The sequence below is a fragment of the Thioalkalivibrio sp. ALE19 genome (assembly GCF_000428605.1).
GTDB lineage: Bacteria > Pseudomonadota > Gammaproteobacteria > Ectothiorhodospirales > Ectothiorhodospiraceae > Thioalkalivibrio.
Window position 1 is genome coordinate 45,426 of sequence record NZ_AUAG01000026.1, and the last position, 13,971, is coordinate 59,396.

The following is a 13,971-nucleotide window of genomic DNA, read 5'->3' on the forward strand; positions in this document are numbered from 1 at the left end:
GGCCCGTTCGCAATCATGTCCGACGATTTCAACCAGCGCGCCCTCGACTACCACGCCCGCGAACCGGCCGGGAAACTGGCCATCCACGTCACCAAGCCGACTGCCACGCAGGACGACCTGTCGCTGGCGTATTCACCCGGCGTGGCGGCCCCGGTGCGCGCCATCGCCGACAACCCCGACGAGGTCTACCGCTACACCGGCAAGGGCAACCTGGTCGCGGTGATCACCGACGGCACCGCGGTGCTGGGACTGGGCAACACCGGTGCGCTGGCCTCCAAGCCCGTGATGGAGGGCAAGGGCGTGCTGTTCAAGACCTTTGCCGGGATCGACGTGTTCGACATCGAGGTCGACGCCGCCCAGCCCGAGGACTTCATCAATACCGTGGCGCGGATCGCCGGCGGCTTCGGCGGCATCAACCTCGAGGACATCGCGGCGCCCCACTGCTTCGAGATCGAACGCCGCCTGAGTGATCGCCTGGACATCCCGGTGTTCCACGACGACCAGCACGGCACGGCCATCATCACCGCGGCCGGGCTGCTCAACGCCCTGGCCATCCAGGGCAAGGACCTGGCCGACGCCCGGATCGTCTGCGTGGGCGCGGGCGCCGCCGGCATCGCCTCCATGCAGCTGCTGGTACGCCTGGGCGCGAGCAAGCATCTCATCCACATGGTCGACCGCAATGGCGTGATCCACAGTCACCGTGAAGACCTCAATGAATACAAGCAGATCTTCGCGGTGGACACCGAGGACCGCACGCTGGAGGACGCCTGCCGCGACGCCGACGTATTCATCGGACTGTCCGGCCCGGACATCCTGACCCCCGAGATGCTGCAAAGCATGGCGCCGAATCCGGTGATCTTCGCGCTGTCCAATCCAGACCCGGAGATCCGGCCGGACCTGGCCCGCGAGACCCGGGACGACCTGATCATGGCGACCGGCCGCTCCGACTACCCCAACCAGGTCAACAACGTGCTCGGGTTCCCGTTCATCTTCCGCGGGGCGCTGGACGTGCGCGCCCGGCGCATCAACGACGCCATGCTGGTCGCGGCCACCCACGCGATCGCCGACCTGGCGCGCGAACCGGTGCCGCAGAGTGTGCTGGACGCCTACGGCCGCGACCACCTGGAGTTCGGACCGGACTACATCCTGCCCACGCCGTTCGATCCGCGCCTGATCGAGACCATCCCGCAGGCGGTGGCCCGGGCAGCCCGCGACAGCGGCGTGGCCCGAACCTGAACACACAGTCCGAGGAGCGCTGGCCATGCAGAAGATCGCCATTGTCGGAGCCGGGCGGGTGGGGGAATCCACCGCGCAGTTCCTCGCCCGCCGCGACCTCGCCCGCGAGATCGCGCTGCTGGACGTCCACGAGGGAACCGCCGCCGGGGCCGCGCTGGACATCCAGGAAACCGCGCCGCTGCTGGGCTTCGACACCCGCCTGACCGGTTCGCACGAGGCCGACGTCATCGCCGGCGCGGAGCTGGTGATCATCACCGCCGGGCTGCCGCGCAAGCCGGGCATGTCGCGCTCCGATGTCCTCGACAAGAACGTCGCCATCCTCGACGCGATCCTCGATCAGGTGCAGCAACACGCTCCGGACAGCCGCCTGCTGGTGGTCTCCAACCCGGTGGACGTGCTGACCTGGCGTGCGGCGCAGAAGACCGGCTGGAGCCGCGACCGGGTCATGGGCCAGGCCGGCGTGCTCGACACCTCGCGCATGGCGGCCTTCATCGCGCTGGAGACCGGCCTGTCGGTGCACGACATCCAGGCCCTGGTGCTGGGCGGGCATGGCGACGCGATGGTCCCGCTGCTGCGCTACTCCCACGTCAACGGCATCCCGCTGGACCGGTTCCTCGATCGCGAGACCCTCGACTCCATCGTCGAGCGCACGCGCCACGGCGGCGCCGAGATCCTCGCCCTCAAGCAGACCTCCAGCGCCTACGCGGCCCCGGCCGCGGCGATCGCCGAGATGGTCGAGGCGATCGCACTCGACCGGCGTCGGGTGCTGCCCACGGTCGCGCTGCTGGACGGCGAATACGGCCAGCGCGATGTCGCCACCGGCGTCCCCTGCATCCTCGGCCAGGGGGGCATGGAACGGATCGTCGAACTGGACCTGAAACCCGAAGAACAGGCGGATCTCGAACGCTCCATCGGCGGCATCCGGAAGGATCTTGAACGCCTGCAGTGAACCCGCCCCGTGCCCGACCTGCACGGTCGTGGACACCAGCATCTTCGTGTTCCGCGCGTGGTTCGCGCGCGGCCTCGACCCCGACCCGCAGGGGCGCCCGGGTGGTGCACTGCACGGCTTCGTCCACTCCCTGTGCCAGTGGCTGCCGCAGCGCGCCCCGGGGCCGCTGGGCTTCTGTTTCGACACCTCGCTGCGGCGCGGTTTCCGCCATCGTCTCGACCCCGGGTACAAGGCCCATCGCCCGCCGGCACCACCCGAGCTGCGGGCACAGTTCGCCCGCATCCGCGAGCTGCTGGAGGCCCTCGGGCTCGCGCAGTTCGCCCACCCCGAATACGAGGCCGACGATCTGATCGCCACCCTGGCCCGCAACGCGCGCTCGGCGGGACTGCCGGTCGCGGTGATGAGCGCCGACAAGGATCTGGCACAGACCATCCTCGGCGACCGGGACCACCTGCACGACCCGGAACGCGGCCGCCCCATGGATCGCCGGGCCCTGGAGAAGCGCCTGCGCGTGCGCCCCGACCAGGTGGCCGACCTGCTGGCGCTGGCCGGTGACCGCAGCGACAACATCCCGGGGATCCACGGCCTGGGCCCACGCGGAGCGGCCCGCATCCTGCGCCGCCTGGGTGACCTGGAAAGCGTGCTTGCCGACCCCGACGCGGTTCGCCGCTGCAACCTGCGCCGCGCCACCGCCCTCGCGCAGGCAATCGCCGCCGAACCCGAACGCCTGCGTCTGTCGCGCCGGCTGACCGGTCTGGTGGACGACATCCCGGGACTCCCCCGGGGTTCCGATCTGCCCGCCGAACTGCAGCCGCGCGGACCGGTCAGGGACATATACGTCCGGCTGCATGACCTTGGCGTGCACCCCGACTACCACGAGCGGCTGCTGCATGCCGCCGCCCCGACCCCGGAGGCCGTCCCCGCATGAACCGTTCCTGCATCCGCCGATCCGCGTGGCTGACCGCCATGGTCCTGGCCATCATGGCATTGCTCGCCACCGTACCGGCCACGGCCCATCCGCACGCCTGGATCGACCTCGAGATCGACTTCGAGCGCGACGACTCCGGCCAGCTGGTGCGCATGCATCACCTGTGGCAATTCGACCCGATGTACTCCGAATACCTCCACGAGGACGCCCTGGCCCACCAGGAGGGGGACAGCGATGCCGAGCGCCTGAACGCGCTGGCGCGCGAGATCCTCGACAACCTGGAGGAATACGACTGGTACACGCACTTCGAGGCCGAAGGCCACGCGATCGAAGTGCGGCCGGAGGGCGAGGCGCGGATGGAAAAGGACGGAGACACCCTGGAATACCGGTTCACCCTGGCGCTCGAGGGTGCGCCCGACCCGGCGCGGACGCCGGTGGATTACCGCGTCTTTGATCCCACCTATTTCATCGAGATCCTGCACCCCGATGAACGCCCTCCGCGGGTGCGCGGGGCACCGGGCTGCGAGGCCGAGGTCGACCGGCCACGGCCCGATCCGGTGATGGTCGCGCGCGCCATGGCGCTCGACTACGGCGCCGAACCCGAAGAAAACCTCGGCCGCCACTTTGCCGACCGCGTGACCCTGCGCTGCGACTGACATGAGCCGGATCCTGCTGTTCCACAAGCCGTGGGGCGTGCTCAGCCAGTTCACCGACCGCGAGGGCCGTCCCACCCTGGCTGATTACATCGACCTGCCCGGCGTGCACCCGGCCGGACGTCTGGACCGCGATTCCGAGGGCCTTCTGGTGCTCACCGACGATGGCGCCCTGAACGCCCGCATCACCCGCCCCGGCCCCGACTCCGCGGGCAAGACCTACTGGGTGCAGGTGGAAGGCGATCCCGACGAGGCCGCGCTGGAGGCCCTGCGCACCGGGGTCGAACTACGCGACGGACTCACCCTGCCGGCGAAGGTCGACCGTATGGACCCGCCGGACCTGCCGGAACGCGACCCGCCGGTGCGCTTTCGCCGCCACATCCCCACCCGCTGGCTCGCGATCACCCTGCACGAAGGGCGCAACCGCCAGGTCCGGCGGATGACCGCCGCGGTCGGCCATCCGACCCTGCGCCTGGTGCGCTACCGAGTCGCCTCCTGGACCCTCGACGGGCTGGCCCGCGGCGAGAGCCTGCTGCTTTCCGGCTGATCGGGCGGCATTGCGCGTCATGCCGCGCAAAACACGGGCACGGGGATTGCCAGCCCGCCGGACCTGACGGATGATGGTGGAATACGCGGAGGCTCAGGAGACACAGGCATGCGCATTCGTCAGCGGCTGATCGCCGGCACCCCCGGCATGGTCCTCGCCATGACCCTGACCCTGCTGGTCGGCGGCCCTTCTGCCGCGGACTCCGGTTCCGGCGCGGAAGAAACTCGCTACGCCTTCGAGCGCGGCCTGTTCGTCACCGCCGAACGGGCGCTCAACCGGGGCCACACCGAGGCGTTCGAGCGCGCGCGCGAGACCCTGGCCGATTACCCCCTCGCACCGTATCTCGACTACCGCCGCCTCGCCCGTGACCTCGGGCGTGCGGAGCCCGAAGCGGTGCGCGAATTCCTCGAGCATCACGGCGACACCCCGCTGGCCGACCGCCTGTACGCCAACTACCTGCGCCATCTCGGCGAGGAATCCGAATGGGATACCCTGCTCGCGATGGTCGACGACCAGCGTTCCCCGGGGGTGACCCAGGACTGCTATCGCCGCCAGGCCCTGCTGGAGCGGGACGAGAACGACGCCGCCCTGGAAGACATCGAATCGATCTGGCTGCACGGCCATTCGCGGCCCTCGGCCTGCGACCCGGCCCTGGATGCCTGGCGCGCGGCCGACGGCCTGACCAGTGAACTGGCGATGCAGCGCTTCGCCCTCGCCATGGACGCCGGCCAGACCGGGCTGGCCCGCTACCTGCGCCGCTACCTCGACCGTGACGACGAAGCCTGGGCCGAACGCTGGCTGGAGCTCCGGGAACGGCCACGGCGGGTGGCGCAGGCGGACTTCGACGCCGACGACCACCCGCAGGCCGGCCCCATGGCCGAAGACGCCTGGAAGCGCTGGATCCGCTCCGATCTGGACGCCGCCCTGGACGCCTGGCAGGAGCGGCCCACGAACGGCCCGGCGACCCTGGATAGCGAGGGCCGCAACGCGGTGGCCCACGCCCTGGGCCTGCGCCTGGCGGTGCGCTACCGCGACGAGGCCCCCGAGTTCCTCGCCGGACTGGACGAAGAGGTCTTCGACGCCCAGCTGCGCCAGTGGCAGGTACGCGTGGCCCTGCGGGCGGGGGACTGGGAAACCGTGCGCGACGCAGTCCGCGCGATGCCGCGCGAGACCCGCGAAGAGGCCCAGTGGCGCTACTGGTTCGCGCGCGCCGAAGAGGCCCTGGGCAATGCGGACAGCGCCCGCGATCATTACGAGCGGGCCGCCACCGAACGCAATTTCCACGGGTTTCTCGCCGCCGACCGGATCGGGCAGCCTTACCGTATCGGACATCGGCGCGCGGATCTGGACAACGGCCTGCGGGTGCGTGTGCGCAACCAGCCCGCGATGCTGCGGATGCGCGAACTGCTGCGGCTGGATCGCCACGCCGAGGCGCGGCGCGAATGGCAGCACGCGGTCGCGCGCATGGACAACGACGAGCGGGTGGCCGCGGCACACGAGTTCGCCGAATGGGGCTGGCACGACCGGGCGATCTTCACCGTGGCCCGCGCGCGCCAGTGGGACGATGTCGAACTGCGCTTTCCGCTGGCCTTCGACGATCTGATCGTTGCCGGCGCCCGCGATCAGGGCATTGATCCGGCCTGGGCCATGGCGGTCGCGCGCCAGGAGAGCGCTTTCCTGCATGACGTGCGTTCACACGCGGGCGCGCTGGGCATCATGCAGATCATGCCGGCCACCGGGCGCAACATCGCCTCGGCCGCCGGCGTGCAGGTGAATTCCGACTGGGACATCCTCGAGCCCGCGAACAATGCCCGCCTGGGCACCTACTATCTCGGGCGCAATCAGGAGCGCTTCGGCGGCCACGGGCTGCTGTCCACCGCCGCCTACAACGCCGGGGCCCACCGGGTCCGGCAATGGCTGCCGGAAGACGGCGAGACCCTGGATGCGGACATCTGGGCGGAGCTGATCCCGTTCTCCGAGACCCGCAAGTACATCCGCCGGGTATACGCCTACCGTATCCTGTACGCCGTGCGTCTCGGCCAGGAACCACCGTCGATGGCCAGCCTGCTGTATCCGGTCACCGCGGAATCGCGCCTGGCCGAGGCCCGTCAGGCCCATCTGCGCGAGGTGCACGGCGGGGACGACATCGCCCTGAATCGCGGCTACTGCGGCTTTCCCGGCGGCGGCGCAGACCCCTGCTGACGCCGCCTCAGCCGGTCAGGATGTCCTGACGCATGCGGCTGGCGATACCCTCGGCCAGCTGCTGCCATTCCTTCGCGTGCGCCGGATCCAGCATCTCGTCGGTGGTCGCGCGGAAGTGCTCCATCCAGGCCTGAAGATCGTCTTCGGTCAGCTTCAGCGGCGCGTGCTTGCCCACCATGTCGATGGTCGGAGGCTGTTCCAGACGCCCGCCCAGGTTCTGGTACCAGAAATCGCTGATCCGGCGCACGTGATCCTCGAAATCCTCGATGCGCTCGAAGTGATGTCCGATCCGGGGATCGGCCGACACCCGGCGGTAAAACTCGTCGATCACGGCGCGGATCTGCTCCGCCCCGATCTTGTCGCATAGTGGTTCCAGTTTGCGGAAGGCCATCTCGGGACTCCTGACGTTCGGGGTGTGTAGTGGTTAACCTAGGCGCCCAATCCGCCCCCAATCCGCCACGGGAGACAGACGCATGACGCGAAGCAGCGCACGGGACGACGACCTGACCGCCGCCCTGGCCCGGTGCATCACGGACCATACCGGAGTGCCGTTCGAGGCGACAGGCCGCAGCGCGCGCTCCGGCGGCTCCATCAACCAGGCCCTGCGTCTGGAGGGCACCGACGGCCGCCGTTTCTTCGTCAAGCTCAACCGTGGCGACCACGCCGGCATGTTCGCCGCCGAGGCCCGCGGGCTGACCGAGCTGCAGCGCTGCGAGGTGCTCAAGATCCCGGAGGTCATCGGCACCGGCGAGGCCGGCGGGGCCCGCTTCCTGATCATCGAGGACCTGGACCTGGGCGGCCCGCGCGACGCGGTGGCGCTGGCGCACGGCATCGCCGACATGCATGCGCACACCGCCAGCCGCTTCGGCCTCGACGAGGACAATTTCATCGGATCCACGCCACAGTCCAATCGGCCGCATGCGGACTGGGTGGATTTCTATCGCGAGGAGCGCCTGGGGTTCCAGCGCCGCCTGGCCCGCGACCGCGGGGCCCCGCGCGGGCGTCTGGACACCCTGGCCGAACTGGAGGAGCGCCTGGACGGCTTCTTCACGGACTACCGCCCGCAGCCATCCCTGCTGCACGGCGACCTGTGGAGCGGCAACTGGGACTTCCTCGGCGACGGCCGGCCGACGCTGTTCGACCCGGCCACCTATTACGGCGACCCCGAGGCCGACCTGGCGATGATGGAACTGTTCGGACACCCCGGGCGGGACTTCTTCGCGGCCTACGGCGAACAGCGGCCGCTGGATCCGGGCTATGCCACCCGCCGGACGCTGTACAACCTGTACCACATCCTCAACCACGACCACCTGTTCGGCGGCGGCTACGGCTCGCAGGCCGAGCGCATGGCACAGCAGCTGCTCGCCGAAGTGCGCTGACACGGGTCAGTCGCGGTTGCCGGCCTCCGGCACGATGGACGAATAGATGGCCGAGTAGTCGGCATCGCCCAGTCCCCGATCGGCGGCCTGCTCGAGCAGATCCGCCAGCAATGGCAACCAGGGGTCGGACAGTCCCGCGTCGGCGGCTGCCTGATGGGTCAGGCGCACGTCCTTGAGCAGATGCTTGACCGGGAAGTTGGCGGTGCCGAAGTCCCCCGAGCACATCTTGTCCAGCTTCTTGTCGAAGGTGGGTGCGTAGAGGGCGCTCTCGCGCAGGATCTCCATGAAGGTGTCGACCTCCACACCCTCGCGCCGCACCAGTCCCAGGCTCAGGGAGAATGCCGCCGTAAGGCTGGCGATCAGCTGATTGAAGGCCAGCTTCAGCGCCGCCCCCTGGCCGGTCGCACCCACGTGCCGGACGGTACTGCCCAGCGCTTCCAGCACCGGGGCGGCCCGCTCCACGTCCACCTCATGCTCGGCACCGGCCATGATCAGCAGCCGCCCGTCGCGCGCCTCGGGGATGGACCCCAGCACCGGGGCCTCGACATAGCACCCTCCGGCCGTCCGCACGCGCTCGCCCAGGGCCCGGCTCTCGGCCGGCAGGATGGTGCCCATCTGGATGAAACAGCGCCCGTCGAGCGTTCCCGGGGACAGATCGGCGAGCACGGACTCGATGGCAAGGGCATCGCTGAGCATCAGAATCACCCAGTCCGCGCCCTGTGCCGCGGCGTCCGGGGTGGAATACACGGTTGCCCCGGCGCGGGCCAGATCCTCGGCCCGCGCCGGGGTGCGGTTGTATGCCTGCAGCGGGAACCCCGCGTCCAGCAGCCGCAGGCCCATGGGGGTCCCCATCAGCCCGCAGCCCAGCAGTGCCACCTGTGACATCGATGCCTCCTAGCGGATCTTCTCGTCGAGGTCTTCGGTGTAGCCGAACAGCGTATGCGGCGGCGGTGCCTCGCGCTGATAACGGCTGGGCGTGACGGCCTCGGTCTGCTGCAGCGAGCGGTACAGCCCCACCATCATGATCAGCATCACGATGGAGAACGGCAGGCCGACACTGATGGCCGCCGCCTGCAGCGCGCCCAGCCCCCCGGCCACCAGCAGCACCGAAGCCACGATCCCTTCAGCCACGGCCCAGTACACGCGCTGGGTCACGGTGGGATTGCGCACGTCACCCGAGGCCAGGGTGTCGATCACCAGCGAACCGGAGTCCGAGGAGGTGACGAAGAAGGTGACGATCAGCAGGGTTGCCGCGCTCATCACCGCGATCGCCATCCAGTCCAGCATCGGCAGGGCCTCGATGGTCAGGAACAGCGCGGTCTCCATCTGTTCGGACACCTGCCCGGCCACGTCGGCCACGCCGTCCAGCTGGAAGCCCATAGCCGTGCCGCCGAACACCGACAGCCAGACGAACCCGGCCGCGGTGGGCGCCAGCAGCACGCCGGTCACGAATTCGCGGATGGTGCGCCCGCGCGAGACCCGCGCGATGAACATGCCGACGTACGGCGCCCAGGAGATCCACCAGCCCCAGTAGAAGATGGTCCAGGTCGTGGCCCAGCCGGAATCCTCGATGGTATCGGCCCACAGGCTCATCGCGGGCAGGTTCTGGACATAGACCCCGGTGGATTCGACCAGGGTCCGCAGGATGAACAGTGTGGGCCCGAGCACCAGCAGCAGCGCGATCAGCACCACGCTCAGGCCGATGTTGAAGTTGGACAGCCGCTTGATCCCGCGGTCCACGCCCAGGGCCACGGAGCCCACCGCGATCAGGGTGATGATCGCGACCAGCACGACCTGGTTCAGGGTGGTTTCTTCGATGCCGAAGACGAAGTTGAGGCCCGAGTTGATCTGCATGACGCCCAGGCCCAGCGAGGTCGCGACCCCGAACATGGTCCCGAACAGTGCAAGGATGTCGACCAGGTGCCCCCACGGGCCGTAGATGCGGTCGCCGATGAACGGGTACAGCGAGGAGCGGATCAGCAGCGGCAGGTTGTGTCGGTAGGCGTAGTAGGCCAGCGACAGACCCACGATGATGTAGATCGCCCAGGCGTGCAGTCCCCAGTGGAAGAAGGTGTAGCGCATCGCCTCCATCGCCGCCGCGCTGGATTCACCCTCGGCATGCGGCGGCGACATGTAGTGGTACATCGGCTCGGCGATGGAGAAGAACAGCAGCCCGATGCCCATGCCGGCGGAGAACAGCATCGCGAACCAGGACGCATAGCTGAAACGCGGGGGTTCGAACTGATCGCCCAGACGCACCCCGCCGTAACGGCTGAACATCAGGTACAGGGCAAAGATCAGGAAGATCGTCACCACCAGCATGTAGTACCAGCCGAGGTAACGGGAGATGCCGTCGCGCGTCTGCACGAACAGGCCTTCGGCCGTCTCGGAAAACGCCGCTCCGAAAACCACGAAGGCCACAATGATGATGCTGGCGATGATGAAGACCGGACTGCAGATGACCCCGAAGCCGCGGACGCGGGTCTGGGACAGACCGGGGGTGGATGACTCATCCATGGATGGCTCCCCTTGTGCATGGGTAGCGTGGCGGCCGGGTCGTGGGACGCTGACGCCGGCCCCGCACGCGGATGGAAATGCCTTGAACGGATGATCCTACGGTAGCGAATGCCCCGGGGTACTGCAAAAAAGCGGCTCCGCCGGCTCCAGCAGCAGCCCCCGGGCCTGCCCTGCGGTGCGCTCGCGCAGGATGTGCCACTGCGCCCCCGTCACCTCCGCCGGGTCGCGATGGGCTTCCAGCTCGACATACACGCGCCCCCCGGGCGCCAGCCAGCCCTCACCCGCCAGGGTGCGCAGAGCCGGGGCGAGCAGGTCGCGCTCGAACGGCGGGTCGAGGAACACCACGTGGAACGGGGCGGCGACGTCCGGGCCCGCCTCCAGCAGGCGCGCCGCATCGGCGCAGCGCACCTCCACGCCGCTGGCGCCCAGCTCTTCGACGGCCTGCTGCAGCCGCGCGACGGCACGCCGGTCGCGCTCCACCATCAGCACCGACTGCGCCCCGCGCGAGGCCGCCTCGAACCCCAGGGCCCCGGTACCGGCGTACAGGTCCAGCACCCGCGCACCGGGCAGATGCGGCTGCAGCCAGTTGAACAGGGTCTCGCGCAGGGCGTCGGCGGTAGGACGCAGGCCCTGTACGTCGGCCACCGGCAGCCAGCGCCGACGCCACGCGCCGCCGATGATGCGGACCCGGGACTCGCGGCCGCGCCGCCCCGCGGAACCCGCCCCGCGCCTACGGTTCTTCGCCACCGACGATCACCGTGACCAGGGCCTGCGGATCGACCCGTTCCCGTATGGCCCGCTGCACGTCGTCCGGCGTCACCGCTTCCATCCGTGCGGGGTAGTGCGTCAGATAATCCGCGCCGAGATCGTAGAAACCGATCAGGGCCAGATGCGACACGATCCCCGAGCTGGACGCCAGGCGCAGCGGGAAGCCGTTGACCACGTTGGCGCGCGAGGCCTCCAGCTCGGCCGGCTCCACGCCCTCGGCATGCCAGCGCCGGATCTGCTCGTGCAGGGCTTCCACCGCCTCGCCGGTCTGCTCGGTGCCGGTCTGCATCGAGACGCTGAACGGCCCCTCCGCGGCGCGCGACCCGAACCCGCTGCTGACGGAATAGGCCAGTCCGCGCTCGCTGCGCAGCTCGCGGAACAGACGCGAGGTGAAGCCACCTCCGCCCAGCACGTGGTTGCCCAGGGTCAGCGGGTAATAGGCATCGTCCCCACGCCGCAGGGCCGGTGCGCCGATGCGGATGTGCGCCTGCTTCGAGGGGAACGGGACATGCTCGGTCACCGCACCCTCCAGCGGCGGCACCGGCGGCAGCGGTTCGGCCGGTTCACCGGGACGCAGGGCCTGCGAGACCCGCGCCGCCAGAGCTTCGGCCTGCCGGTGATCCACGCCGCCGGTGATCGCCAGCACGCCGTTGCGCGCCGTGTAATACCGCTCGAAGAAGCCGTGCGCGTCTTCGGGACTCATCGCCTCCAGGCTCTCGCGATCCCCCGCCGGCCAGTTGGCGTACGGATGATCGGCGTAAACCAGCTCGTGGAAACGCCGCGCGGCCACGCTGCCCGGCTCCTGACGCTCCCGTTGCAGTCCCAGCAGGGCCTGGCGCCGCGCCCGGTCGAAGTCGTCCTCGGGGAAGGCGGGTTCCGCGAGCACCGTGGTCAGGGTTTCCATCGCGGTGTCGAGCCAGTCCCTCTCGGTGAGACTGCGCAGCGAGACCACGGCCATGTCCCGCTGGGAGCTGGTACTGAAGCGGGCACCGACGGACTCGAAACGCTCGGCCAGCGCATCGGCATCCATCTCCGTCGTGCCGTGACGCAGGCTCCGGCTGGTCATGCGCGCCAGCCCCGGCAATTCGCCGTCCCTCGCCGCACCGGCATCAAAGGTCAGGCGCAGGTCCACCATGGGCAGTTCGGGCGCCTCGACGTACAGCACCTGCAGGCCCTCGTCGGTCTCCCAGCGGTCGATCTCCATCGCCGCCGCGGGCGCCGCGCACAGCGCCGCCAGCACCACTCCCGTCCAGCGCATCACAGGTCACCTCCATATTCGGCGGCCGGTTCCTCCGACTCGCGTTCATCCAGCGGCAGCGGATCCAGGATCCCCACCGTCAGAGTCTCCGGCACCAGGTATTCCTGCGCGACGCGACGCACATCCTCCGCGGTGACCGCGCGCACCCGCTCGACGAAGGCGCCCAGCTCACGCCAGCCGATGCCGACCGTCTCCAGCATCGCCAGCTGCGACGCCTGCGCATGCACCGAGTCGCGGCCGTACACCTCGGACGCCACGACCCGCGCCTGCACGCGTTCCAGCTCATCTTCGCCCACCGGCTCCTCGCGCAGGCGCTCGATCTGCTCGCGCAGGGCGGCCTCCAGTTCCGCGGGATCGGTGTCCGCCGCCGGCACCCCGCCCAGCATGAACAGCCCGTCACGGCGGGTGAACGGGCTGTAGCTGGCCGACGCGGAGCCGGCGATCTCGCGCCCGCGCTCCAGCTCGCGGGCCAGCCGGGAGGCCTCGCCGGAGGACAGCACTCCCTCCAGCACCAGCAGGGCATAGGCATCGTCCGGCTCTTCCAGCGAGTTCAGCGACGGCGCCTTCCAGCCCATCATCACGTAGGGCAGTTCGGCCGGCACCTGCACGGTGATACGGCGCTCGCCGGTCTGGGGCGGTTCGCTGCGCGCCGGGCGGTCCCCGCCCGGGCCGGCGGGGATGTCGCCGAAATGGCGTTCGGCGGCGGCCACCACCGCCTCGGCGTCGACGTCACCCACCACCGCGACCACCGAATTGTCCGGGGTGTACCAGGTGTCGTACCAGTCCTGCAGGGCGTCCACGCTGTATTCATCGATGTCGCTCATCCAGCCGATCACCGGCTGGCCGTAGGGATCGGCATGGAAGGCCGCGGCCATGAACGCCTCGCGCAGACGCGCGTTGGGACGGTCGTCCACGCGCTGGCGCCGTTCTTCGCGCACCACCTCGCGCTCGGGCAGGAACTCCTCCTCGGTCAGGCGCAGGTGCTGCATGCGCTCGGCCTCCATCTCCAGCAGGGTGTCCCAGTGATCGCTGCCCAGCAGCTGGTGATAGCCGGTGTAGTCGCGCCCGACGAACGCGTTCTCGCGACCACCCAGGCGCGACACGACGCGCGAGAATTCACCGGGCTCGAAGGCCTCGGAGCCGCGGAACATCATGTGCTCCAGCATGTGCGAGATGCCGGTGACCCCGCCGTATTCGTCGGCCGAGCCCACGCGATACCAGATCTGGGTGGAAACCACCGGCGCCCGCCGGTCCTCCAGCACCAGGACGGTCAGACCGTTGTCCAGACGGGTCTCGACAACATTGTCGGTGATGGACCCGGATGCCGCGGCGGGAGCCGCGAACAGGGCCATCAGGCAAAACAGCAACGGGAACAGTCCCGGGACGTGAACACGCATGTTGTGAACCTGCCTCGTGCCAGGGAAACGCTGATCAATATGCACGTTCGCGTTGGCACCCCGGGTTTTCCGAGACAAGGCGCGTCGTGCAACGGGTAGTGGTTCTACCCGCAAGCGACGCAACGCCGGATCGGGGA

At 69.5% G+C, this 13,971-nt stretch carries 13 protein-coding genes; 7 read left to right on the forward strand and 6 right to left on the reverse strand.

All coding sequences use genetic code 11. The features are described 5' to 3' along the window. The first annotated feature begins 15 nt into the window (after nucleotides 1-15). The 6 genes from F787_RS0111020 to F787_RS0111050 all read left to right on the forward strand — a co-directional run bounded on the left by F787_RS0111020 (nucleotide 16) and on the right by F787_RS0111050 (nucleotide 6,515). Nucleotides 16-1,236, forward strand: a complete 1,221-nt coding sequence (locus F787_RS0111020; RefSeq protein ID WP_028492202.1) for a malic enzyme-like NAD(P)-binding protein — start codon at nucleotides 16-18, stop codon at nucleotides 1,234-1,236. Between the two features lie 25 nt (nucleotides 1,237-1,261). Then, entirely contained in the window at nucleotides 1,262-2,185 is a 924-nt protein-coding gene (mdh, locus tag F787_RS0111030) for a malate dehydrogenase (RefSeq protein WP_028492212.1), read from the forward strand. Next, nucleotides 2,169-3,113 carry a 5'-3' exonuclease H3TH domain-containing protein gene (locus F787_RS0111035; RefSeq protein ID WP_028492203.1) on the forward strand — a complete coding sequence of 315 codons (945 nt, stop codon included), beginning with the start codon at nucleotides 2,169-2,171 and terminating at the stop codon, nucleotides 3,111-3,113. Before mdh ends, F787_RS0111035 begins: the two co-directional genes overlap by 17 nt. Nucleotides 3,114-3,151: 38 nt before the next feature. Beyond that, nucleotides 3,152-3,769: a DUF1007 family protein gene (locus tag F787_RS0111040; RefSeq protein ID WP_042805906.1), complete on the forward strand. Its 618-nt coding sequence runs from the start codon at nucleotides 3,152-3,154 to the stop codon at nucleotides 3,767-3,769. 1 nt (nucleotide 3,770) lies between these two features. Further along, a complete protein-coding gene (locus tag F787_RS0111045) occupies nucleotides 3,771-4,313 on the forward strand; it encodes a pseudouridine synthase (protein WP_028492205.1) in 543 nt (180 codons plus the stop codon). A 108-nt stretch (nucleotides 4,314-4,421) separates the two neighbouring features. Beyond that, complete coding sequence (locus tag F787_RS0111050) at nucleotides 4,422-6,515, forward strand: transglycosylase SLT domain-containing protein (RefSeq protein ID WP_028492206.1); 2,094 nt, start codon at nucleotides 4,422-4,424, stop codon at nucleotides 6,513-6,515. Nucleotides 6,516-6,522: 7 nt separating this feature from the next. Here F787_RS0111050 and F787_RS0111055 read toward each other — a convergent pair whose 3' ends face one another. Continuing rightward, a complete protein-coding gene (locus tag F787_RS0111055; protein ID WP_018869099.1) occupies nucleotides 6,523-6,906 on the reverse strand; it encodes a group III truncated hemoglobin in 384 nt (127 codons plus the stop codon). Nucleotides 6,907-6,988: 82 nt separating this feature from the next. On the opposite strand from F787_RS0111055, the gene F787_RS0111060 reads away from it, so the two are divergent. After that, entirely contained in the window at nucleotides 6,989-7,894 is a 906-nt protein-coding gene (locus F787_RS0111060; protein ID WP_028492207.1) for a fructosamine kinase family protein, read from the forward strand. Nucleotides 7,895-7,900: 6 nt separating this feature from the next. Here F787_RS0111060 and F787_RS0111065 read toward each other — a convergent pair whose 3' ends face one another. From F787_RS0111065 to F787_RS0111085, 5 genes are all read right to left on the reverse strand, one after another. After that, a complete protein-coding gene (locus F787_RS0111065) occupies nucleotides 7,901-8,779 on the reverse strand; it encodes an NAD(P)-dependent oxidoreductase (RefSeq protein WP_028492208.1) in 879 nt (292 codons plus the stop codon). A gap of 9 nt (nucleotides 8,780-8,788) precedes the next feature. Further along, complete coding sequence (locus F787_RS0111070) at nucleotides 8,789-10,411, reverse strand: BCCT family transporter (protein ID WP_028492209.1); 1,623 nt, start codon at nucleotides 10,409-10,411, stop codon at nucleotides 8,789-8,791. Nucleotides 10,412-10,507: 96 nt separating this feature from the next. After that, on the reverse strand, nucleotides 10,508-11,158 hold the full coding sequence (rsmD, locus tag F787_RS0111075; protein ID WP_019589907.1) for a 16S rRNA (guanine(966)-N(2))-methyltransferase RsmD: 651 nt from the start codon (nucleotides 11,156-11,158) through the stop codon (nucleotides 10,508-10,510). Next, nucleotides 11,142-12,437, reverse strand: a complete 1,296-nt coding sequence (locus tag F787_RS0111080; protein WP_028492210.1) for a pitrilysin family protein — start codon at nucleotides 12,435-12,437, stop codon at nucleotides 11,142-11,144. The genes rsmD and F787_RS0111080 overlap by 17 nt, the downstream gene beginning before the upstream one ends. After that, a complete protein-coding gene (locus tag F787_RS0111085) occupies nucleotides 12,437-13,834 on the reverse strand; it encodes a pitrilysin family protein (protein ID WP_042805903.1) in 1,398 nt (465 codons plus the stop codon). Before F787_RS0111085 ends, F787_RS0111080 begins: the two co-directional genes overlap by 1 nt. Nucleotides 13,835-13,971 lie beyond the last annotated feature (137 nt).